The following is a 21,675-nucleotide window of genomic DNA, read 5'->3' on the forward strand; positions in this document are numbered from 1 at the left end:
ATGAAAGGCATGTATAAACGTCACCGAGTGCTCGGCATCCTGCTGGCAGCTCTGGTGCTGATCATGATGGATCACCTGCACAGTCCGACCTTTGCTTTCAATATGGGGGATGGGCATGCCAAGGCGTCCTTGAACCAGCGTGACGCTTCGGCCTGTGCACCTTGTGGAGCGCCGTGCCCCTCAAGGCGATGACGGATGCCAGATAAATATGGTGCAGAGCCCAGTGATACCTCAGGGCAGGTGCATGTTGAATCGATCAAGTACGAATCAGGCGCCACCGAAACGGTGGCGTCTGACGTATGCGTGCTGACGATCAATGGTCGTTGTCTGGAGTCCTGGAAGGTTGTGCGATCTTGGGGCCCAAGGGGCCTAGCCATAGCCAGACTTGCAGTACCACCAGAATGGGCAAGAGCCAGACAGGAGCATCGAAAGTCCATACCAGCACTCGGTGAATCATGAAGGCCGTGATGCCGCCCAGCAGGCCAAGGATCGGAAACATCAGTGGGCGCTGGCTTCCTGGACGGCCTGTAAGACGAAACAGGGAGCCCGTGAAAGCGCCGAAGCTGGCTGCCATGGCGAGAGGAATCAGGAGTTCGTGTGCCGCGTCCTGCATCGCTAAATGCTCATGTCGAGAGAATGCCTTTAGCCTAACGGCTTGGCAGGACAAGGGCGTTACCACTTTGGCATGACAACCATGGCATGAGTGGCAGCATCTAGAGCTCGGTCTTGTCCTTGAACTCGCACAGATCCTCAATGACGCAACTCCCGCAACGGGGCTTGCGAGCCACGCAGGTGTAGCGGCCATGCAGAATCAGCCAGTGGTGAGCGTCCTTTTTGAATTCCTTGGGAACGTGACGCAGCAACTTTTGCTCCACTTCCACAACGTCCTTGCCCTTGGCAATGCCGGTACGGTTGGATACACGAAAGATATGTGTGTCGACGGCGATGGTAGGCTGGCCGAATGCAGTGTTGAGCACCACGTTGGCTGTCTTGCGTCCGACTCCTGGCAAGGCTTCCAGGGCAGTGCGTGTCTGGGGAACCTCGCCATTGTGGCGTTCCAGTAGAAGATGACAGGTCTTCATGAGGTTTTCGGCCTTGGTATTGAACAGGCCAATGGTCTTGATGTGCTCTTTGAGACCACCGATACCCAGGTCGATGATTCCTTGTGGCGTATTGGCTACCGGGAACAGGCGGGCAGTTGCCTTGTTGACGCCCACATCAGTGGCCTGGGCGGATAACAGCACCGCCGCCAGTAACTCGAAGGGCGTGGACCAGTTCAGTTCGGTAGTGGGCTCGGGGTTATGTTCGCGTAGGCGCGTGAAGATTTCGAGACGTATCTGGGCATTCATGAGTGAGCCGGTATCAGAAGTAAGGACAAGGGGTGCGTCGTCCCGGTGTCTGAGGTGCTGCCGGGACGCTACAAGGCCCTGTAGCGTCATCAGTGCCGATTATATCATTACCGCCTCGGTGGGCTCGTATGGCCAGATGGGCATCAGGACGATTGGGCGGCACGGGCATCGGCAAGTATCTGTTTGGCCTGTTCGAGCTGCTGTTGCGCATTGGCGATGACCACCGGGTCGTCCTGCCGCTCAGCGTGGGCAAGTTGCTGCTGGGCCCGACGCAGTGACTGTTCCGCCGCACTGACAGCAAAACGGCGCTGACGCTCGCCTGGATCGGGCCGTGTTGCGTTGGTATTGCTCAACTGCTGATCGATATCGGCGAGGCGTGCGCGCAACTCGGTTGCGCGCCGCTCCAGTTCGGCGCCTTGAGCATCCGTAAGCCCATCCTGCTGCTGCTGTCGGGTCACGCGTTTGAGATTGGCGAGCAAGCTGACGCGCTTGGTACGCAGGCTGCTAGGTGGCACACTCGATACATGCGCTGGTTGAACAGTGCTCTGATCTGTGCGCGCATGTGCATCTTTGTCCATGCCCTGGCGGGTATTTCGACTTGCCAGGCGTCTGGCGCGACGTTGACGGCGTTCTTCTGTCTGGCGGACCAGTCGCTCATTGCGCGCCAGGAAGCGCTGACGGGCAGTGCTCGCGCGCTGGGCGAGATACGCCTGGCGCTCGGCATCGTCGTTGGCCGCTTGCCAGCCGGGGTGTGGCAACAGGTCGATACAGTCAACCGGGCAAGGCGCGATACACAGTTCACAGCCAGTGCACTCGTTAGTGATGACCGTATGCATATGCTTGGCTGCCCCGAGAATGGCATCGACAGGGCAGGCCTGAATGCACTTGGTACAACCAATACATTCGTCTTCACGTATCCACGCTGTCAGCGGTGACTGAGCGGGTTGTTCGAGTGGCAGGATGGCGCGGTTGGTGAGTTCGGCAAGCCGCACGATGGTGGTTTCTCCACCGGGCGGGCAGCGATTGATGGGGTCTCCGGCAGCGATGGCTTCGGCGTAGGGGCGGCAGCCAGCATGTCCACACTTGCCGCATTGGGTTTGCGGCAAGGTGGCATCGATGGTCTCGATCAGGGCGTGCTGATTCATCACGGTTGGCTTAGCTGACGCGCTGGCCCGGCTTGGCGCCGCTATGGGGTTCCAGTAGATAGATACCATCATTGTCGCCAGCAGCCAGGACCATGCCTTCTGACATGCCGAAGCGCATCTTGCGCGGTGCCAGGTTGGCAACCATCACGGTCAGCTTGCCTTCCAGTGCTTCAGGAGCATAGGCCCGGCGGATGCCGGCAAACACCTGGCGAGTTTCACCGCCAAGGTCCAGCGTCAGCTTGAGCAGCTTGTCGGCACCTTCCACATACTCTGCCTTTGCAATGCGTGCAATGCGCAGGTCGACCTTGGCAAAGTCGTCAAAGGTGATCTGTTCGGCAATGGGTTCATCTGCCAAGGGGCCCTTGGGTGCCTCCTTGAGCTTCTGTTCTTCCACCAGGTCCTCCTTCGATGCTTCGATCATGGCATTGATACGATCCGTCTCGACGCGGGTCATCAGTGGCTTGAACTTGGCGATCTCATGGTCGAGCAGCCATTGTTCGCGACTGCTCCAGTCCAGAGAGTCAAGCTTCAGGAAGCTGGCCGTCTGTTCGGCCATGGCCGGAACCACGGGGGCCAGATAGACCATCAACTGGCGGAACAGGTTGATGCCCATGGAGCAGATGTCCAGCACTTCTTGTTCGCGACCATCTTCCTTGGCCAGGGCCCAGGGAGCCTTGTCGGCAATATAGGTATTGGCCTCGTCGGCCAGTTCCATGATCAAGCGCATGGCGCGGGCGAATTCCCTGTCTTCATAGTAGCTCGCGATTTCCTCGCCGGCCGCAATGAAGCGTTCGCGCATCTGCGGTTCGGTGCACTGAGCGGAAAGACGGCCACCGCCGAGCTTCTTGACGAAGCCGGCGCAGCGGCTGGCGATATTGACGACCTTTCCTACCAGGTCGGAATTGACGCGTTGGGCGAAGTCCTCGAGGTTGAGGTCAAGATCATCCACGCGGCTGCCAAGCTTGGCTGCGAAGTAATAACGCAGGTACTCCGGATTGAGGTGTTCAGCGTAGGTTTCTGCCTTGATGAAGGTGCCGCGGGACTTGGACATCTTGGCGCCGTTGACGGTCACGAAACCATGGCAGTTCACGGCGCTGGGAGTGCGCATGTCGGCACCATGCAGCATGGCCGGCCAGAACAGGGCATGGAAATAGACGATATCCTTGCCGATGAAGTGGTAGACCTCGGCATCAGAGTCCTTGCGCCAATAGCTGTCGAAATCTAGACCCTCTCGTTCGCACAGGTTCTTGAAGCTGGCCAGATAGCCGATGGGGGCGTCCAGCCAGACATAAAAGTACTTGCCTGGAGCATCGGGAATCTCGAAGCCGAAGTAAGGGGCATCACGGGAAATATCCCATTCATTGAAACCGGACTCGAACCACTCCATCAGCTTGTTGCGAATCTGGGGCTGCACGTGTCCATCATCGATCCAGGATTTCAGGAAGTCAGCGAAGTCCGGCAACTTGAAGAAATAATGGGTGGAACTGCGGACCTCAGGCGTAGCTCCGGAAATGGCGGATACCGGGTCAATAAGATCCGCTGGCGTGTAGGTGGCACCACAGGCTTCACAGTTATCGCCGTATTGATCTGCGGTATGACATTTTGGGCAGGTGCCTTTGATAAAACGATCAGCCAGAAACAATCCCTTGACCGGATCGTACATCTGCTCGATGTCACGGGTGGCAATATGCCCCTTGTCGCGCAGGCGCTTGTAGATTAATTCACTGAAGTAGCGATTTTCCTCGGAATGGGTCGAATGGTAGTTGTCGAACGCCACGCCAAAACGGGAAAAATCGCGTTGATGTTCCTGCGATACGCGGTTGATCAGTTCTTCGGGGGTAATGCCTTCCTGTTCGGCCCGCAGCATGATGGCAGTACCATGGGCGTCGTCAGCACACACATAATGGCACTGGTGGCCGCGGCTCTTCTGGAAGCGCACCCAGATGTCGGTCTGGATGTATTCCAGCAGATGACCCAGGTGGATGGCACCGTTGGCGTAGGGCAGGGCACTGGTGACCAGGATCTTGCGCGAGGCAGGTGTGGCGTTGGACATGGCAGTACAAATATCCCGTTAAAAATAGGCGACGATTGTAGCTAGGATCCAGCTTCAGGGAAACGCTGGATCCTCCGTATCGGTGATGACCTCAGGCCTGGTTCGGCTTGCTGCTCAGCACGGCAACATGGTCGAAGCCCTGGCTCTTGAGATGTAGTGCCTGCAGGCGGCTCATGATGCCCTGATCGCAGTACAGGACATAAGAGCCTTGCGGATCAAGCTGGCTACCTTGCGAGGCAAGCTCGTAGAAGGGGATATGCCGTATATCCCAGTCATCGAGTTGCAGCGGATTGGTTTCTGCCTGATCCGGGGCACGGATATCAATGACTTGAGGTCTTGGTTCGCTCAGTTCATGCAGTTTGGCAAAGCTGATGGTGTCGATCTCAGTGGAGCCCTGTGCGTCATCTGGTTCCATAGGGGCGTCAACGGCACAACGATGCAGATTGGCAATGGCCCTGTCGAGTAGATCCTCTGGCAAGGCGGCTTCTGCGGCTTCCACTAGTGGCCAGGGCGCTTTGACGTGAGGTTTGCGTGAAATGACGGCGCAATATTCAGGCATTACCTCGGATAGCTCAGCTGTTTCAATGTGTCTTGCGATATCGATGATGTCCTGCTTGTCATCCGTCAGCAAGGGACGCAGGATCGGCAAGCGACAGGCCCCATCGATCAGGCTCAGGTTGGCCAGCGTCTGGCTTGATACCTGGCCGATGGCTTCACCCGTGACCAGCACGGGCAGGCGGGCGCGTATGGCAACCCTTTCGGCTGCACGCATCATCAAGCGTTTCAGCACGACACCCATCAGGCCGTCGGGAACATCACGGCGAATGGTATCGATGACGTCTTCGAAAGGCACTGTGGTGAAGGTGATATTGTGAGAAGCGCCATGCAGTTGCCATAACCGCAGGGTAATGGCTCTTACTGCGCGCTCCTGATCTTCTCCGGCGAAGCGGAACAGCAGAAAGTGGCATTTGATGCCGCGTCGCATCATTTTCCACGCTGCTACAGGTGAGTCAAAGCCACCGGACATCAGTACCAGAGCCTGGCCTTGAGTGCCAATGGGGAAGCCTCCGGCTCCAGGCCAGCTTGTGTCTTCCTGCATGACGATTTGCTGGTCGATGCGCAGGCGGACATCGACTTGTGCTGCGGTCAGGCTGACACGGGCATCATTGGCGCGTTCAAGGAGAACGGCTCCCAGGCGGCGTTCCAGGTCGACCGAACGAAAGTCATGCTGGCCGCTGCGCTTGACGCTCACCCGAAAGCTGTTGCCGGAGATGCGTGGCGCCCATTCATCTGCCACCTCTTCAATCAAAGCGTTCAGATCGCCAAACTCCGACATTCTTACCCGGGAGATACGGTGGATTCCCGGTATGCGGGTCATGGACTTTTCCAGAATCTCGCGTAGGCCGGCAGAGAGTGTCTGGGGCAGGCGCACGATCAACTGATCCCATTGATTCAATACGACAGCCTGAGGCTCTGAACGACGCAGTGTATTGCGGACATTTCGGGCCAGGCACTTTGTCAGGTGACGGCGTACCGAGCGGGACTTGATGGTGATGTCAGGAGCAAGTGTGAGGTGATAGTCCATGAGGAAACTTCAGATAGGAAAATGCAAGTCCGGCAGCGGAATGATGAGTAAAGTAAAAGAAGCCAGGGCGAGTGATGGATGGCAACATGTGCGCCGCGACCGACAGGCCACGGCATGGCTCTCTATGATGTGCTGGCCTGGTATGTTGGTTCTGGATGCGCTGCTCTGATAAACCGGGAAGTCAGTTGTTTCGGGTGGGCTGTCAGTAAAGAGCCTGTTCTTCCTGTATGACTTCTTTCAACAGCTCCAGAAACAGTCTATCGGCTTCTGAATGATCCTCGGGGTTTTCGGGGATATGAATGCTGGTGGTGTCGGATATTTCATTGGCGATGGCGGCCATGACGTCACCCTCAGCATTTTCGGACAGGTGCCGGCGGGCGATTTCCAGTGAAGCTTCGAGAATCTTGGGGTCCTGGAGCAGTTTTCTGATAAACCCTTTTAGCTCATTGATGATCCGGGTTTTTTGAATCTCGGAAGATGCCATTGGCGCGTTCCTCATGGGCAAGCTAAGCAATGTGCCACCAAAATACCACGTTTGGTGGGTGTGCGGGACAGTGACACCGCGGCGAAGCCGCCGGGCTGGCCATTTCATGATAGCGTCCAGGGGGATGGCAGGACGCTATCATATTTCGAGTCTGGATCTGCTCAGGCCTGTTCGGTGGGCGTGTCGAGCTGGGTGACCGGGGAGGCCAGGCGCGCGACCATGGCACTGACCATGCGACTGGAATGTTCTGCGGCCTGTTCGAGGAAATCCTCGAAGGATAAATGGTTGTCTCCCTGGCCGGCGATGTCCGAGAGCGCGCGGATGACCACGAAAGGGCAGCCGTAGAGATGGCAGGTCTGGGCAATGGCGGCAGCTTCCATCTCTGCTGCAAGCATGGTCGGGAAGCGTGAGCGGGTGCGGGCAACGAGATCCGGGCAGGCCATGAAGACATCTCCAGTGGCGATCAGGCCTTCGGTGACCTTGACCTCGCCCATGGCCTCGACGCATTCGGCAGCCACCTTTACCAGACGCTCGTCGGGGAGGTAGGCAGCCGGCATGTTGGGTACCTGGCCATGCTCATAACCGAATACCACAGCATCGACGTCATGATGGCGAACCTCGCTGGAAACGACGATGTCGCCAATATTCAAGCCCTCGCCAAACCCGCCGGCAGAACCGGTGTTGATGATGGCTTCTGGCTGATAGGTGTCGAGTAGCAGTGTCGTGCCAATCGCGGCATTCACTTTGCCAATGCCGGATTGCAGCAGGATCACCTCTGCTCCATGCAAGCGGCCCACATGGAAGGTGGAGCCGACATGGGTGTGAGTGGTGACGTCTTCCAGTTGGCTGGCCAGAATGGCAACTTCTTGAGCCATGGCGCCAATAATGCCAATGCGTTTCATATTGAGAGGGGTCTCCTGAACGAAGTGAAGTGAGGGCTCAGGCGAAGACCTGGGTCCATTCGTTTCGCTTGGCCAGGAGGTCCCTTGCTAGTGCCTGAGCGCCTTCCAGGCTATGACTGGCAGCCCAGCCGCACTGCACTTCATTACAGGCGGGCACTTCTGTTGCAGTGAGCACATCCTTGAGGGTGTTCTCGATCAGGCTAAGGACATCGTCATAGTCATCATGGTTGATCATGGCGACATAGAAGCCGGTCTGACAGCCCATGGGGCTGATGTCCACTACCTTGTCGGAGTGATTGCGCGATAGCTCGGCCAACAGGTGCTCCAGTGAGTGGAGTGCAGGCATTTCCATGTGCTCGCGATTGGGCTGGCAGATGCGCAGATCGTACTTGTGGATACGGTCACCATTCTCGCCAGTCTTGATGTCGGCCAGGCGGACATAGGGGGCCTTCACCTTGGTGTGGTCAAGGTTGAAGCTTTCGACATTCATCTTCTTGTCGCTCATGGCGCGGACCTCGCGAGAAACGGATGTAACGATAAAAGAAAAAACGGCTGCTCATTCTACTAAAGTGTTGAGGCGTCCGCACCAGCGAACGCCTCGGGGAAGCACGATATGTCTGCTGGCGCGCGAGAATCGGCAGGTTGCGCGCGGGAAATGCGTTCCGCCTTGTTCAATCGAACAAGTTATTCATGCTGATGATCAGGCCTGCTCGGCATCATGCAGTTCTGCCGCCATCAGCGTGTTCTCCAGCAGGCTGGCGACAGTCATGGGGCCGACGCCGCCGGGTACGGGGGTAATGTAGCTGGCGCGCTCTGAGGCGGCGGCAAAGTCCACGTCTCCTATCAGGGTGCCATCTTCCTGTCGGTTGATCCCTACGTCGATGACAATGGCGCCTTCGCGAATCCACTCGCCCTTCACCAGGCCTGGCTTGCCTACAGCGACGACCAGTACCTCGGCACGGCGGACATGCTGTTCGAGGTCTCTGGTGAAGCGGTGACATACCGTAGTGGTGCAGCCAGCCAGCATCAATTCGAGTGCCATGGGGCGGCCGACGATGTTGGAGGCGCCAACTACCGTGGCATTGAGGCCGCGCACCTTGAGCCCAGTGTGCTGGAGCAGGGTCATGACGCCCTTAGGAGTGCAGGGGCGCAGTAGGGGCAGGCGTTGTGCCAGGCGCCCCAGGTTATAGGGATGGAAACCGTCTACATCCTTGCTTGGCAGAATGCGTTCGAGGATCGGGCGGGAGTCGAGGTGGTTCGGCAGGGGGAGCTGAACCAGAATGCCGTCAATGCTGGGGTCTGCGTTCAACTTGTCGACCAGTGTCTCCAGTTCTGCCTGGGTCGTGGATGCTGGCAAGGTGTGCTTGACGGAGTGTAGACCTGCTTCTTCGCATGCCTTGTGCTTGTTGCGCACATAGACCTCGGAAGCGGGGTCCTCTCCGACCAGCACGACCGCCAGTCCCGGGACCCTGGCGCCGGCTTCACGGCGTGCCTGCACTTGGCGGGCAACTTGCTGGCGAACAGAGGCGGCTATCGATTTACCATCGATGAGTTGGGCGGTCATTGGCTTCCCTCAGCACAAGAAAAGTGGATAGGCACAAAAAATGCGCAAAGATTTTCGCATGCCGGGTCGTTCAGTGGAACCGGCTTGTTGCATGACTTCTTTCCAGTATCTTTTGTGCTTCCGGATCATGCATGGCTTGATGGGTTACTTGATGCGGGGCTGAATGTCCTAGGGTATCGAAGGGTAGAGCATGGCAATACACGGAATTAAGGCGTTGGCATATAGATGTAGGCGTTGCGCCGTTGCATGGGGTTTACAAGGAATTTTCTCTATCCGCTTGACGCCGGGTCAGATTTCCGTAGAATACGCAGCGCTTGGCAAGACCTGTGAAGGCAGCGTCAAGGGCCGTGCAACTTGTGCCGACGGGGTGTAGCGCAGTCTGGTAGCGCGCCTGCTTTGGGAGCAGGATGTCGGGGGTTCGAATCCCTCCACCCCGACCACAACTTGTTGATTGTATTGAAGAATATTCTTCGACAAGATTGTGGTGAAGCATGCGGTTGTGTAGTATGCGCCCATAGCTCAACCGGATAGAGCAACGGCCTTCTAAGCCGTGGGTTGCAGGTTCGAGTCCTGCTGGGCGCGCCACGTCGTGTGGTGGCCAATCCATGGTCTTCCGGTGGTGTCAGGCAGGCTGTTATCGATATGGTGGATGTAGCTCAGTGGTAGAGCCCCGGATTGTGGCTCCGGTGGTCGTGGGTTCGATCCCCATCATCCACCCCACTCGATGCGGCAACTGATTTTGTAGTGACTTGCTGGTCCAGGCCTCGTGTTGGTGTTGATCTGGGTTGGCTGAAGGTCTACAAGGCAGATCTTCAAGGTTGTGGTGGATGTAGCTCAGTGGTAGAGCCCCGGATTGTGGCTCCGGTGGTCGTGGGTTCGATCCCCATCATCCACCCCATTTCCTTGACCTTTCCTGTCTGCTTCTCTCTCTTCTTGGCTCTCTATTGTCAATGTGTGTGCGCTGGTGTGTTCTGCTGGCAAGGCTCGCTAGAGCTCATCTCTTTACTCGCTTCTGGCCTTTGATTTTTCATGTGGATGTTGTTGATCCAGCAGGCTGCTCTCGTTGTTTCGTATTGTATGGGTGCGCTGTGTCGGGCATGGTCGATATGATCCGGCATCGTCATCACGACAGTTTTTTGCGCATGTTGCCATGGTTTTGCCCTTGTAATAGTGAAAAGGGACCCCATAGTGGTAGGGTTCGCGCTTGCCAGTGCTCAAAGGGATTCATAAAATCCTTTCTTTGATGTTTTACATTGTTCCAGTACGACTCCAGTCGGTAGAGGATTATTCATGCAAGTTTCCGTCGATACGACCTCCCAGATCGAACGCCGCGTCAACATCCAGGTGCCGGCCGCCGAGATCGACGAGGCCGTAGCCGCCCGTCTTCAGGATGCCGCCAAGAATGTCCGTCTCGACGGCTTCCGTAGGGGCAAGGTACCGATGTCGGTAGTTCGCCAGCGCTATGGTCAGGAAGTACGTAACGAGGTCGTGGGCGAAGTGATGCGCGAGCGCTATGTGCGTGCCATCACCGATGAAAAGCTCAACCCGGCTGGTTGGCCCCAGATTGAGGCCAACGTTAATGAAGCGGGCAAGGATCTTGAGTTCACTGCCATCCTCGAGGTGTATCCGGAGATCGAGCTGGCGTCCATCGAAGGCGCAGAAGTAGAGCGTCCGGTGGTCGATATCGCCGATAGCGATGTCGATGAAATGATCGAGACTCTGCGCAAGCAGAATGCTGCTTGGGAAGATGTCGAACGCGCCGCAGCCGATGGCGATCAGGTCAACATCGATTTCGAAGGTTTCCTCGGTGATGAAGCCTTCGAAGGCGGCAGTGCCAAGGGCCACAATCTGGTTCTGGGTTCCGGCAGCTTCATTCCTGGTTTCGAAGACCAGCTGATTGGTGCCACCGCTGGTGAGGACAAGGAAATCAAGGTTACCTTCCCTGAGGACTACCAGGCTGAAAACCTGGCGGGCAAGGAAGCAACTTTCAAGGTCAAGGTGCATGGCGTCCAGGGCCAGGCTCTGCCTGAAATCGATGCGGACTTCATCGAGAAGTTCGGTGTCGAAGGCGGCGATGTCGAGGCCTTCCGCGCCGAGATCAAGAGCAACATGAGCCGCGAAGCTGGCCAGGCGGTGGAAAACCGCGTCAAGAGCCAGGTGCTGAGCGCTCTGCAGAAGGCTAATGATATTCCTGTGCCTCAGGCATTGATTCAGCAGGAAACCGATGTCCTCAAGCGCCAGGCTGCTCAGCAGTTTGGCCTGGGTGAAGACTTCGATGTCAGCCAGCTGCCTAACGAGCTGTTTGCTGATCAGGCCAAGACCCGTGTCAAGGTTGGCCTGTTGCTCGCCGAAGTGATCAAGGCCAACGAGCTGGAAGCCAGCGATGATGAGATCAAGGCCAAGGTCGAAGATCTGTCCAAGCAGTACCAGCAGCCGGAAGAGGTTGTCGAGTACTATATGAACAATGAGCAGATGAAAACTCAGGTGAAATCTGCTCTGCTTGAAGAGAAGGCTGTGGCTCAACTGCTTGAGCAGGCTACTGTGAAGGACGTAGAAATGTCCTACCAGGATGCTCTGGCAGCAGCGCAGCAGCAGCCGGGCGATGACGACGAGCAGGAAGGCGAAGACGCCTGATAGCACGCCGCAGGCCGGCCCACTGGGTCGGCCTTGTCGTCTCTTCCCCCATTCACACCGGATGCAAGGACATCTTCCCATGCACAACGAGTTCGACATTCGCGCCGCCGGGGGCCTGGTGCCCATGGTCGTCGAGCAGAGCGCCCGCGGCGAGCGTGCTTATGACATCTATTCCCGCTTGCTCAAGGAACGCGTGATCTTCCTCGTGGGACCGGTGGAAGACTACATGGCCAACCTGCTGGTGGCTCAGTTGCTGTTTCTCGAGTCCGAAAATCCGGACAAGGATATCCATCTCTACATCAATTCACCGGGCGGTTCGGTAACGGCTGGCATGTCAATCTATGACACCATGCAGTTCATCAAGCCTGATGTGTCTACTGTGTGTATTGGTCAGGCAGCCAGCATGGGTGCGTTGCTGCTGGCTGGAGGTGCAGCTGGCAAGCGCTACTGCCTGCCCAACTCACGGATGATGATTCATCAGCCCTTGGGTGGTTATCAGGGTCAGGCCACGGATATCGAGATTCATACCCGTGAGATCCTGGGGATCCGTGAAAAGCTGAACAAGATTCTGTCCCAGCATACTGGTCAGGACCTTGACACCATTGCCCGGGATACTGACCGTGACAACTTCATGAGTGGCGCTCAGGCTGCAGAGTATGGCCTGATCGACGCAGTGCTGGATAAGCGGCCAGTATCCTGATAGCGTGGCAGTCTTGCGCGCTGTGAATACGTGATTTCCCGGTGGCCATTCGTGGCCACCGCTGCCAGAGAGGTACGCGAATGGCCGACGGCAAAGGCAAGGACGACAATGGCAAGCTGTTGTACTGCTCGTTCTGTGGCAAGAACCAGAATGAAGTACGCAAGCTGATTGCCGGTCCTTCCGTGTATATCTGCGATGAATGTGTCGACCTGTGTAACGACATCATTCGCGAAGAAGTTCTCGATGCCGATGCCGAGAGTGAAGAGGAACGCCTGCCCGTTCCACGCGAGATTCGCCACACTCTCGATGATTATGTGATCGGCCAGGACCGCGCCAAGACGGTGTTGTCTGTGGCGGTCTACAATCATTACAAGCGTCTGCGTCATGGGGCGAAGAATAGCAGCAAGGATGACATCGAGCTCGGCAAGTCCAACATTCTGCTGATTGGACCAACGGGTAGCGGCAAGACGCTGCTTGCCGATACGCTTGCACGCTTGCTCAATGTTCCCTTCACCATTGCTGATGCCACCACGCTCACCGAGGCGGGGTATGTCGGTGAGGATGTCGAGAACATCATCCAGAAGTTGCTGCAGAAGTGCGATTACGATGTGGACAAGGCAGAGAGAGGCATTGTCTATATCGATGAAATCGACAAGATTTCACGCAAGTCAGACAATCCTTCCATCACCCGTGACGTATCGGGGGAAGGGGTGCAGCAGGCACTGCTCAAGCTGATCGAAGGCACGACGGCTTCAGTACCTCCTCAAGGTGGGCGCAAGCATCCTCAGCAGGAGTTCCTGCAGGTTGATACCAGCAATATCCTGTTCATTGTTGGTGGCGCTTTCGCTGGCCTCGACAAGGTCATTCGCGACCGTGCCGAGACCGGTGGCATTGGCTTCAATGCTGAGGTCAAGAGCAAGGATGAGAGTAAAGGTGTCGGTGAGCTGCTTGGTGAAGTGGAGCCAGAGGATCTAGTCAAGTTTGGCCTGATTCCTGAGTTCGTCGGCCGTCTTCCCGTGATTGCGACGCTGACAGAGCTGACCGAGGACGCCTTGATCCAGATCCTCACCGAGCCAAAGAACTCCCTCGTCAAGCAGTACAGCCGTTTGTTCGAGATGGAGGGTGTCGAGCTGGATTTTCGCGAAGATGCGCTCCAGGCCGTGGCCCGCAAAGCCATGGCCCGAAAGACGGGCGCTCGTGGTCTGCGCTCCATCATGGAATCGGTGTTGCTCGATACCATGTATGAAATCCCTTCCTTGGAAGGAGTCTCCAAGGTGGTCATCGATGCCTCGGTGATCGGAGGAGAAAGTGATCCTCTGCTCATCTACTCTCAGGCTGAGCAAGAAGAGCAGGCCCGCGTTGATGGCACCGATGGTTGATGTCACACATTCGTGCGTGACGCCGGTCGCGACATTGCTTGCATGATGCAGAACAGGGGCCGCAAATGCGGCCCCTTCCATCTGCAGCACTTTTACCAAGTCCCGGCCAATGGTGTCACTCCCCTTGCAATACCAGTGGTGTGCCCCCATTCCACTGGTATTAACCCGCCATGTTTGAGGAACGTCTGCGATGCAGCAGAACGCCGAACAGACCCTGAGTCTGCCCCTTTTGCCGCTGCGTGATGTCGTGGTATACCCGCAGATGGTTATCCCCCTGTTCGTCGGTCGAGAGAAGTCGATCCAGGCGCTGGAAACAGCGATGGCCAACGACAAGCGGGTCCTGCTGGTGGCCCAGCGTGAAGCGAGCAAGGACGATCCTGATAACGAGGACCTGTTTTCCATCGGTACCGTGGCAGAGATCATGCAGCTGCTCAAGCTGCCTGATGGTACTGTCAAGGTACTGATCGAGGGTGAGTCTCGTGCCGACATTCAGGAAATCATCACCAGTGAAGATGGCTTCAGCGAAGCCGTCGTCATGTTGCGTGATAGCGAACCGCTCAGCGAGCGTGAGCAGGAATCTCTGGTGCGTGTATTGCTCAATCAGTTCGAGCAGTACGTCAAGATGTCCAAGAAAGTGCCTAATGAGGTTCTCAATTCCCTTTCTGGTATTGAAGATCCCAGTCGCCTGGTGGATACCATCTGCGCTCATCTGTCGCTGAAGATCGGTGACAAGCAGGAGCTGCTCGAGATGGACCGGGTGCGTGACCGCATTGAGCACCTGATGGCCCTTATCGAGGCCGAGATTGATCTGCTTCAGGTCGAGAAGCGCATTCGCTCTCGGGTCAAGGACCAGATGGAGAAATCTCAGCGCGAGTATTATCTCAATGAACAGCTCAAGGCCATCCAGAAAGAGATGGGTGAGCTGGAGAACTCGCCAAACGAGGCCGACAAGTACGAACAGGCCATCGAAGAGTCCGGGATGCCCAAGGAAGCTGCTGACAAGGCGCGCCAGGAGCTGGGCAAGCTGCGCATGATGTCGCCGTCATCTGCCGAGGCGACGGTGGTTCGCTCCTATCTGGACTGGCTGGTGTCGGTGCCGTGGAAGAAGCGCACTCGGGTCAAGCATGATCTGCTTCATGCGCAGAAAGTACTCGATGAAGACCATTATGGTCTTGAGGAAGTCAAGGAACGTATCCTTGAGTACCTTGCGGTGCATAAGCGTGTGAAGAAGCTCAAGGGGCCGGTGCTGTGTCTGGTCGGGCCTCCTGGCGTCGGCAAGACCTCTCTGGGCAAGTCCATTGCGCGGGCAACTAATCGTCAGTACGTGCGCCTGGCCTTGGGTGGTGTTCGAGATGAGTCGGAGATCCGCGGCCACCGTCGTACCTATATCGGCTCGCTGCCAGGAAAGCCTATCCAGCGCATGGCCAAGGCGGGTGTGAAGAACCCGCTGTTCCTGCTAGATGAGATCGACAAGATCGGCATGGATCATCGTGGTGATCCGGCTTCGGCATTGCTCGAAGTTCTTGATCCGGAACAGAACAACACGTTCAGTGACCACTACCTGGAGCTTGACTACGACCTGTCCGAGACACTGTTCATCTGTACTGCCAATTCGATGAACATCCCCGGGCCCTTGCTGGATCGTATGGAGGTCATCCGGCTGCCTGGCTATACCGAAGACGAGAAGCTGGCCATCGCGACTCGCTATCTGGTGCCGAAACAGCTCAAGGCCAATGGTTTCAAGGAAGACGAAATCACCTTTGGTCAGGATGCGTTGCTTGAATTGATTCGTTACTACTCCCGCGAGGCAGGGGTGCGCGAACTGGAGCGTCAGATTGCCAAGGTTTGCCGCAAGGTGCTGCGCGAACGCCTGGAGAAGGAAGGCAAGGAAGGAGCATTGGCTCCGCAGGCGCTGGAGGCGGAGGATATCGAAGCCTATGCCGGCGTGCGTCGCTATAGCTATGGGCTGGCTGACCGTGAAGACCAGGTTGGTCGTGTCACCGGGTTGGCCTGGACATCGGTCGGTGGCGAGCTGCTGAGCATCGAGTCTGTTGTCACTCCAGGAAAAGGGCGTGTCAACAAGACAGGGTCTCTTGGTGATGTAATGAAGGAATCTGTCAGTGCTGCCCACACGGTCGTGCGTGCGCGTGCTAAAGCACTGGGTATCGACCCGGAGCGCTTCGAGAAAGAAGATTTGCATATTCACGTACCGGAAGGGGCAACGCCCAAGGATGGTCCCAGTGCAGGCGTTGCCATGGTGACGGCCATGGTGTCCGCTTTTACGGGTCGCGCAGTGCGATGTGATGTCGCTATGACCGGTGAAGTCAACCTGCGTGGTGAAGTCATGCCTATCGGTGGACTGAAGGAGAAATTGCTGGCTGCAAGGCGTGGTGGTATAAAGACTGTGCTTATACCTGAGGAGAACCGCCGAGATCTCAAGGAGGTTCCCGCGAATATCAAGGATGCCTTGGATATTCGCCCGGTTCGCTGGATTGATGAGGTTCTCGAGGTAGCGCTGTCGGATAAGGTGGATCCTAAAACAGATGATTCATTGGCCTCCGATTCTGCTTCGTCTCATTCAATGGTCAGCACACACTAATGCCTTTTTATGCGTGATGATGAGAGTAAAATCCCGTCATCACGCGGATTGGCAGGGAAGGTTGCTTGACAGATCTTTTGCAGCATTGCTATAAACTGTCGCCATGCTGCGATCGTACCTGTCGGCAGGAATAATCGCTGTTTAGTATCATTATCCGTAACAGTTAAGGGGTGAAGTGTGAATAAGTCCGAGCTGATCGATGCCATTGCTGCGTCTGCCGATATCCCGAAAGCCGCTGCTTCTCGTGCACTGGACGCCATGGTGGATTCCGTCACTGAAACTCTGAAAAGCGGTGGCAGTGTATCTCTGGTAGGTTTCGGTACCTTCTCCGTCAAGGAGCGTGCTGCACGTACTGGCCGTAACCCGCAGACTGGCAAGCCGATTCAGATTGCCGCGGCCAAGGTCCCCAGCTTCAAGGCTGGCAAGGCCCTGAAGGACTCCGTCAACTAAGGTATTGCTCCTGGTTGCATGCTCCGGCCAGGCCTATTGCTGAGGCCGGTTGCTGAAAGGCGCACCGCTTTGGCGGTGCGCCTTTTTTCGTATAATGTGTCGCGACCCGACTCAACCCTTTCGCAGAGGCGTGCATGCTGCAAAGTATTCGAGAGCGCTCCCAGAGCTGGATCGCCAAGATCATCATCGCTGTACTGGTGCTGGCCATGGCGCTGTTTGGAGTGGAATCTCTGATCAGCGTGTTCGGAAAATCCGGCGACGAGGTCGCCAAGGTCAATGGTGAGTCCATTACGCGCCAGCAGGTGGAACAGACAGTGCAGAGAGCTCTGCGCAGTGGTCAGGTTCCCCCTGAGCAGGAGAGGGCATTGCGTGGTCAGGTGCTGGACAGCCTGATTGCCGAGCGCCTGATGGCGAGCTATGCCGAAGATGGCGGGCTGGCCATATCCGATACACAGCTGGATCAGGTCATCGTCAGTTTGCCTGAGTTTCATGACGCGCAGGGCAAGTTCGACCAGGACCTGTTTCGCAGTCGTCTGAATGGCGCTGGTTATTCACCGCTGACTTTCCGGGCTCAGCTGCGTCAGGATCTGGTAGCGCAGCAGATTCAACAAGGCTTGATCAGCAGTGATTTTGTCCTGCCTGAAGAGCAGCAGTACCTGCTTGATCTGCAGCGTCAGGCGCGTACCTTCCGCTACCACACCTTGACCGATGCGGATCTTGAGCAGCCGGTCACTGTCAGCGAGGCTGAACAGTCAGCCTACTACAATGAGCACCAGCAGGATTATCTGCGCCCCGAGCAGGTCAAGGTGGCATATGTCGTGCTCGATCGTCAGGCCATGGCGGCAGATGCCAAGGTTGACGATGAGGCGCTGCACAAGGCATGGGAGGCCCAGGCAGCGGAAGCGGATCGTCGTGTGTCACATATCATGGTGAATGTCGGCGGAGACCGCAGTCGTGAGCAGGCTGAGGCAGAGCTTGCCGAGGTCAAGCAACGTCTTGAAGAGGGGGAAAGCTTCACGGACCTTGCTGCCGAGTATTCCGATGATGCTGCTACCAAGGACAAGGGTGGGGACCTGGGCGTTGTCGTCAAGGGTATCTTCGGCGAGGCCTTTGACAAGTCAGCTTTCTCCCTGCAAGAAGGTGAGGTGTCCGATATCGTCGATACAGGTGATGCCCTGCACCTGCTCAAGGTAACGCAGATCGATCACCCGAGTTTCGAGGAATCCAAGGACGAGCTGCGTGATCAGGTTGCTCAGCAGCAAATCGAGCGCGCTTTCAATGACAAGGTGCAACAGCTCATCGACGAGAGCTTTGCTGCCGAGGACCTCAAAAGCGTTGCTGATGACCTCGGCCTGAAGCTTGAACAGAGTGATTGGGTTGCCCGTGATGCAGGCGAAGGGGCCCTGGGTGAGCCGGGAGTCATGGATCAGGCGTTCAGTGAAGATGTGCTGAATAATGGCTACAACAGCGAAGTCATCGAGCTGGATGATGACCGTCGCATGGTTCTCCGTGTCACTGACCATCGTGAGGCGATGACATTGCCTCTTGAGCAGGTTCAGGAACGTGTGGCCGAAGCTGTGCGTCAGGACAAGACTCGAGACGCTCTGAAGGAGAAGGCGGCTAAGCTGGCACAGCAGCTCAAGGATGGTCAGGACCTGGATCTTTCCTGGCAGGCGGTTTCCAACATCACTCGACAGCAGACCAGTCAGGTGCCTGAGGCGATCGTCGAGACAGCCTTCCAGTTGCCTCATCCTGATGAAGCGGGCTCCTTGGTGTACGGACGTGCCGTGGATGGAGATCAGGTCACTCTGATTGCCCTGGAGTCGGTAGCGAAAGGAGAAGCCAATGAACAAATGGAAGGTTACGTGACTTCCATGAGTCGACGGCTTGATGCCCAGGCGATGATTCAGGGGCTTATGGAATACTTGCGTGCCACGGGCGATATTGAACGCTAGACGTTCACGATAGCACCGTAGGTCTACAAGCAAGAACAAAAGGGGCGCCCGTAGGCGCCCCTTTTGTGTCGCTTCCAGGTAGCATTCTGCCCTTGGCTGATGCCAGAGACCTGGTCGGCTATGGGGTGCGAACAAACTATATTTATACCGTTATCTATCTTGCAGGATGTTGAACGCCAAAAAAACCCGTAAACAGCATGTGAAGGGGGTATCGCTGGCATGAGGTGCTGAATATGTTATTGTTACTATATAACATTCAAGGAGGCGTCAATGGCACCCCATGCCCGGATTCCCACTCATGTCATTACTGGTTTTCTCGGTAGCGGCAAAAGCAGCCTGATTCGTGAACTCGTTGCCCAGAAACCCGAGGGAGAACGCTGGGCGATTCTCGTCAATGAGTTTGGTCAGGTGGGGATCGATCAGGCCATGTTCGAGGATACGCCAGGGCAAGGCCGTTATGAGGGAGAGGTGCATGTTGAAGCGATGGCTGGGGGATGCTTGTGCTGCCAGTTGTCGATTGTGTTGCGGGCGACACTGATCAGGCTGGTGACGCGCTATCGACCGGATAGGCTGATCATTGAACCGTCCGGGCTTGGGCACCCATCCGGGCTGGTGGAAGTACTGCAGGATGAGCACTTTTCTGAAGTGCTGGAGCTGAATGACATCCTGGCATTACTGGATCCGCGTCGTCTTGACGATCCCAGGTCTCGGGATCACGAAACATTTCGTGACCAACTGGCGCTGGCAGATGCGCTCGTCATCACGATGGGGGACCTTGTCACTGAAGAGCAACGCCAGGATGTGGATGAATGGGTTGCCAGGCGCTGGCCTGCGCCGCGCTGGGTGGCCTGGGCAGAGCACGGGCGACTACCCATCTCACGCTTGCTTGAAGGTGCCAGGCGGCATGATGAGGGCCATTCGCAGGCATTGCCTCAGCCTACCAGCCATCGCATGGCCGCCGCTGTAGAAACAGTACCACCCATGGTATTCATGGAGGAAGCGGCACCCGCTCCAGGCAAAGGTATCAGTTCTCACGGAAGTGCCTTGGGTTACATCACGCTGGGACTGCGCTGGCATCCTTCTGAACGCTTCGACCTGGATCGCCTGAGCTTTTATCTGAGTACCTTGCCTGGAGAGTGTCGCATCAAGGCGGTGATGCATACCGATATCGGCTGGCGGCTGTACAACAGGGGAGCCGGGCCATCGACATTGGCCGCCAGTAGCTGGCGACGGGATTCGCGCCTTGAGATCATCTGGCCGCAGGAGACCCATCTTGATCCAGAGGGGGTGATAGCTGGCATTGAGGCGCAGCGGCTTGGTAATGCATGAGCCTCAATGATGATCGAGAGGATATCAGGAGCAAGGGCGTCAAGTCAGCTCTGTGTAAGCAAAGCGGTTGAGCTGCAGTGATTGATCTGGTTCCACGCGAATTTCCCAGCCTTCGGTACGGCTCCAGTCACCCAGCACATATCGTTTGCCGGTTGTGTCAGGCAGATCGATGTCATGCACATCAGGGCGGTGGGTATGTCCATGAATCAGGGTTGTGACGCTCTGCTCGGTCATGATGCGAACCACTTCTTCGGGCGTGACGTCCATGATGTCTTCAGCTTTGTTGCTGTTGGCCTCTCCGGATTGTTCTCGCAACTTCTGAGCCAGGGCCAGGCGCTCAGGTATCGACATGGCCAGAATGCCAGCTTGCCATTGTGGGTCGCGAGCCTGGGCCCGAAACGCCATGTAGGCATCGTCCCTCGTGCATAGGCTATCACCATGCATCAGCAGGACGTTGTCGGTACCGAGCTTGATAATGGAAGGGTCGCCGATAAGTTCGGCGCCGGCAGCGTTGGCGAAGTGTTTGCCGAGCAGGAAGTCGCGGTTGCCATGCATCAGCTTGATCCGAGCGCCACGTTCGCTGGCAGCTCTCAAGCGGCGGGCGACTTCACAGGCTAGAGCAGCATGGCCGGTAGGGTCGTTATCCCCCAGCGCCATCAGGTCATCACCGATCCAGGCGTCGAAGAAGTCGCCAAGAATATAGAGTTCCACAGGTGACTGGGTATTGCGTTCGAGCCAGGCGAAGAAACCCTGGGTTATCTCTGGAGCGACAGGGGTCAGGTGAAGGTCGGAGATCAGCAGAGTGGTCATGGCGTGTCATGGGTCCTTGACGGATCACGCCCGCTGGAAGGCGGGCGTGAGAGAGGGCGGACGTGCTTACTGGATATAGGCGCGCTCGATGATCACATCCTCTTCGGGGACATCGGCGTGCATGCCTCGACGAGTGGTAGCAACGTTCTTGATCTTGTTGACCACGTCCATGCCGTCGACGACACGACCGAATACGCAGTAGCCCCAACCTTGCATGGTCTTGCTGGTATGGTTGAGGAAATCGTTGTCGGCGACATTGATGAAGAACTGTGCTGTGGCAGAGTTCGGGTCCTGTGTGCGTGCCATGGCCAGTGTGCCGGCATCGTTCTTGAGGCCGTTATCGGCTTCGTTCTCGATGGGGTCGCGAGTGGGCTTCTGCTCGAAGTTAGTGTCGAAGCCGCCGCCCTGGATCATGAAACCGTCGATGACACGATGGAAAAGCGTACCATCATAAAAACCGTCCTTGACGTACTGTTCGAAGTTGGCTGCGGTCTTGGGGGCTTCGTCATGGTTGAGTTCGATGCTGATATCGCCGAAATTGGTCTGCAGGATGATCATGGACGGGACCTTGTTGATGACTGGCGCAGGGGTGTTCCACTTGTCGCGGAAGATTACCCCTGATTATGTCTGACATGGCTTGGCGCCTTGCCATTGCGTGACGTTATAATACCGGTTTTGCTTCATATCGCGAAACGGGAACGCGGCCGTTCCTTCATCCTGCGATTCGTCAAGACACA

Annotated in this window: 19 protein-coding genes and 4 tRNA genes; 12 read left to right on the forward strand and 11 right to left on the reverse strand. The window is 56.7% G+C overall.

Going from position 1 to position 21,675, the window contains the following annotated elements:
* Positions 1 to 192, forward strand: coding sequence for a hypothetical protein (locus Q1K07_RS04430; protein ID WP_300308417.1), 192 nt, complete (start codon positions 1 to 3; stop codon positions 190 to 192).
* A 121-nt stretch (positions 193 to 313) separates the two neighbouring features.
* On the opposite strand, the gene Q1K07_RS04435 is transcribed toward Q1K07_RS04430, so the two are convergent.
* The 9 genes from Q1K07_RS04435 to folD all read right to left on the reverse strand — a co-directional run bounded on the left by Q1K07_RS04435 (position 314) and on the right by folD (position 9,082).
* The gene (locus tag Q1K07_RS04435; RefSeq protein ID WP_300308421.1) at positions 314 to 613 is read right to left on the reverse strand and encodes a hypothetical protein; all 300 of its coding nucleotides are present in this window, start codon (positions 611 to 613) and stop codon (positions 314 to 316) included.
* 100 nt (positions 614 to 713) lie between these two features.
* Entirely contained in the window at positions 714 to 1,349 is a 636-nt protein-coding gene (gene nth / locus Q1K07_RS04440; RefSeq protein WP_300308424.1) for an endonuclease III, read from the reverse strand.
* Between the two features lie 143 nt (positions 1,350 to 1,492).
* A complete protein-coding gene (locus Q1K07_RS04445) occupies positions 1,493 to 2,494 on the reverse strand; it encodes an RnfABCDGE type electron transport complex subunit B (RefSeq protein WP_300308427.1) in 1,002 nt (333 codons plus the stop codon).
* A 10-nt stretch (positions 2,495 to 2,504) separates the two neighbouring features.
* Positions 2,505 to 4,547 (reverse strand): methionine--tRNA ligase, encoded by a 2,043-nt coding sequence (gene metG, locus Q1K07_RS04450; protein ID WP_300308430.1) that lies wholly within the window; start codon positions 4,545 to 4,547, stop codon positions 2,505 to 2,507.
* Positions 4,548 to 4,638: 91 nt separating this feature from the next.
* Positions 4,639 to 6,132: a tRNA uracil 4-sulfurtransferase ThiI gene (gene thiI / locus Q1K07_RS04455; RefSeq protein ID WP_300308433.1), complete on the reverse strand. Its 1,494-nt coding sequence runs from the start codon at positions 6,130 to 6,132 to the stop codon at positions 4,639 to 4,641.
* A 202-nt stretch (positions 6,133 to 6,334) separates the two neighbouring features.
* On the reverse strand, positions 6,335 to 6,616 hold the full coding sequence (locus tag Q1K07_RS04460) for a hypothetical protein (RefSeq protein ID WP_300308659.1): 282 nt from the start codon (positions 6,614 to 6,616) through the stop codon (positions 6,335 to 6,337).
* Between the two features lie 161 nt (positions 6,617 to 6,777).
* Positions 6,778 to 7,518: a 5'-methylthioadenosine/S-adenosylhomocysteine nucleosidase gene (mtnN, locus tag Q1K07_RS04465; RefSeq protein WP_300308436.1), complete on the reverse strand. Its 741-nt coding sequence runs from the start codon at positions 7,516 to 7,518 to the stop codon at positions 6,778 to 6,780.
* Between the two features lie 37 nt (positions 7,519 to 7,555).
* Entirely contained in the window at positions 7,556 to 8,023 is a 468-nt protein-coding gene (locus Q1K07_RS04470; RefSeq protein WP_300308439.1) for an S-ribosylhomocysteine lyase, read from the reverse strand.
* A 195-nt stretch (positions 8,024 to 8,218) separates the two neighbouring features.
* The gene (gene folD / locus Q1K07_RS04475; protein WP_300308442.1) at positions 8,219 to 9,082 is read right to left on the reverse strand and encodes a bifunctional methylenetetrahydrofolate dehydrogenase/methenyltetrahydrofolate cyclohydrolase FolD; all 864 of its coding nucleotides are present in this window, start codon (positions 9,080 to 9,082) and stop codon (positions 8,219 to 8,221) included.
* Between the two features lie 363 nt (positions 9,083 to 9,445).
* Between folD and Q1K07_RS04480 the strand changes: the two genes are divergently transcribed.
* The 11 genes from Q1K07_RS04480 (at position 9,446) to Q1K07_RS04530 (ending at position 20,128) form a co-directional block, all read left to right on the forward strand.
* A tRNA-Pro gene (locus Q1K07_RS04480) sits at positions 9,446 to 9,522 on the forward strand.
* Between the two features lie 68 nt (positions 9,523 to 9,590).
* A tRNA-Arg gene (locus tag Q1K07_RS04485) sits at positions 9,591 to 9,667 on the forward strand.
* Positions 9,668 to 9,727: 60 nt separating this feature from the next.
* Positions 9,728 to 9,802, forward strand: a tRNA-His gene (locus Q1K07_RS04490).
* A gap of 103 nt (positions 9,803 to 9,905) precedes the next feature.
* Positions 9,906 to 9,980, forward strand: a tRNA-His gene (locus Q1K07_RS04495).
* 392 nt (positions 9,981 to 10,372) lie between these two features.
* The gene (gene tig, locus Q1K07_RS04500; protein ID WP_300308445.1) at positions 10,373 to 11,716 is read left to right on the forward strand and encodes a trigger factor; all 1,344 of its coding nucleotides are present in this window, start codon (positions 10,373 to 10,375) and stop codon (positions 11,714 to 11,716) included.
* 79 nt (positions 11,717 to 11,795) lie between these two features.
* Positions 11,796 to 12,416 (forward strand): ATP-dependent Clp endopeptidase proteolytic subunit ClpP, encoded by a 621-nt coding sequence (gene clpP, locus Q1K07_RS04505; protein WP_300308448.1) that lies wholly within the window; start codon positions 11,796 to 11,798, stop codon positions 12,414 to 12,416.
* 80 nt (positions 12,417 to 12,496) lie between these two features.
* The gene (gene clpX / locus Q1K07_RS04510) at positions 12,497 to 13,795 is read left to right on the forward strand and encodes an ATP-dependent Clp protease ATP-binding subunit ClpX (protein WP_300308451.1); all 1,299 of its coding nucleotides are present in this window, start codon (positions 12,497 to 12,499) and stop codon (positions 13,793 to 13,795) included.
* A 190-nt stretch (positions 13,796 to 13,985) separates the two neighbouring features.
* Positions 13,986 to 16,394, forward strand: a complete 2,409-nt coding sequence (gene lon, locus Q1K07_RS04515; RefSeq protein WP_300308454.1) for an endopeptidase La — start codon at positions 13,986 to 13,988, stop codon at positions 16,392 to 16,394.
* Between the two features lie 177 nt (positions 16,395 to 16,571).
* Positions 16,572 to 16,844 (forward strand): nucleoid-associated protein HU-beta, encoded by a 273-nt coding sequence (gene hupB, locus Q1K07_RS04520; protein ID WP_149284647.1) that lies wholly within the window; start codon positions 16,572 to 16,574, stop codon positions 16,842 to 16,844.
* Positions 16,845 to 16,978: 134 nt separating this feature from the next.
* A complete protein-coding gene (locus Q1K07_RS04525) occupies positions 16,979 to 18,799 on the forward strand; it encodes a SurA N-terminal domain-containing protein (protein WP_300308460.1) in 1,821 nt (606 codons plus the stop codon).
* 270 nt (positions 18,800 to 19,069) lie between these two features.
* Entirely contained in the window at positions 19,070 to 20,128 is a 1,059-nt protein-coding gene (locus tag Q1K07_RS04530) for a GTP-binding protein (protein WP_300308463.1), read from the forward strand.
* Between the two features lie 39 nt (positions 20,129 to 20,167).
* Here the strand turns inward: Q1K07_RS04530 and Q1K07_RS04535 are convergent, their stop codons facing one another.
* Entirely contained in the window at positions 20,168 to 20,938 is a 771-nt protein-coding gene (locus Q1K07_RS04535; RefSeq protein WP_300308466.1) for a UDP-2,3-diacylglucosamine diphosphatase, read from the reverse strand.
* 66 nt (positions 20,939 to 21,004) lie between these two features.
* A complete protein-coding gene (locus Q1K07_RS04540) occupies positions 21,005 to 21,496 on the reverse strand; it encodes a peptidylprolyl isomerase (RefSeq protein WP_300308469.1) in 492 nt (163 codons plus the stop codon).
* Positions 21,497 to 21,675: the final 179 nt, after the last annotated feature.

It is taken from the genome of Halomonas sp. (genome assembly GCF_029263665.1).
In the GTDB taxonomy this organism is placed as follows: Bacteria; Pseudomonadota; Gammaproteobacteria; order Pseudomonadales; family Halomonadaceae; genus Halomonas.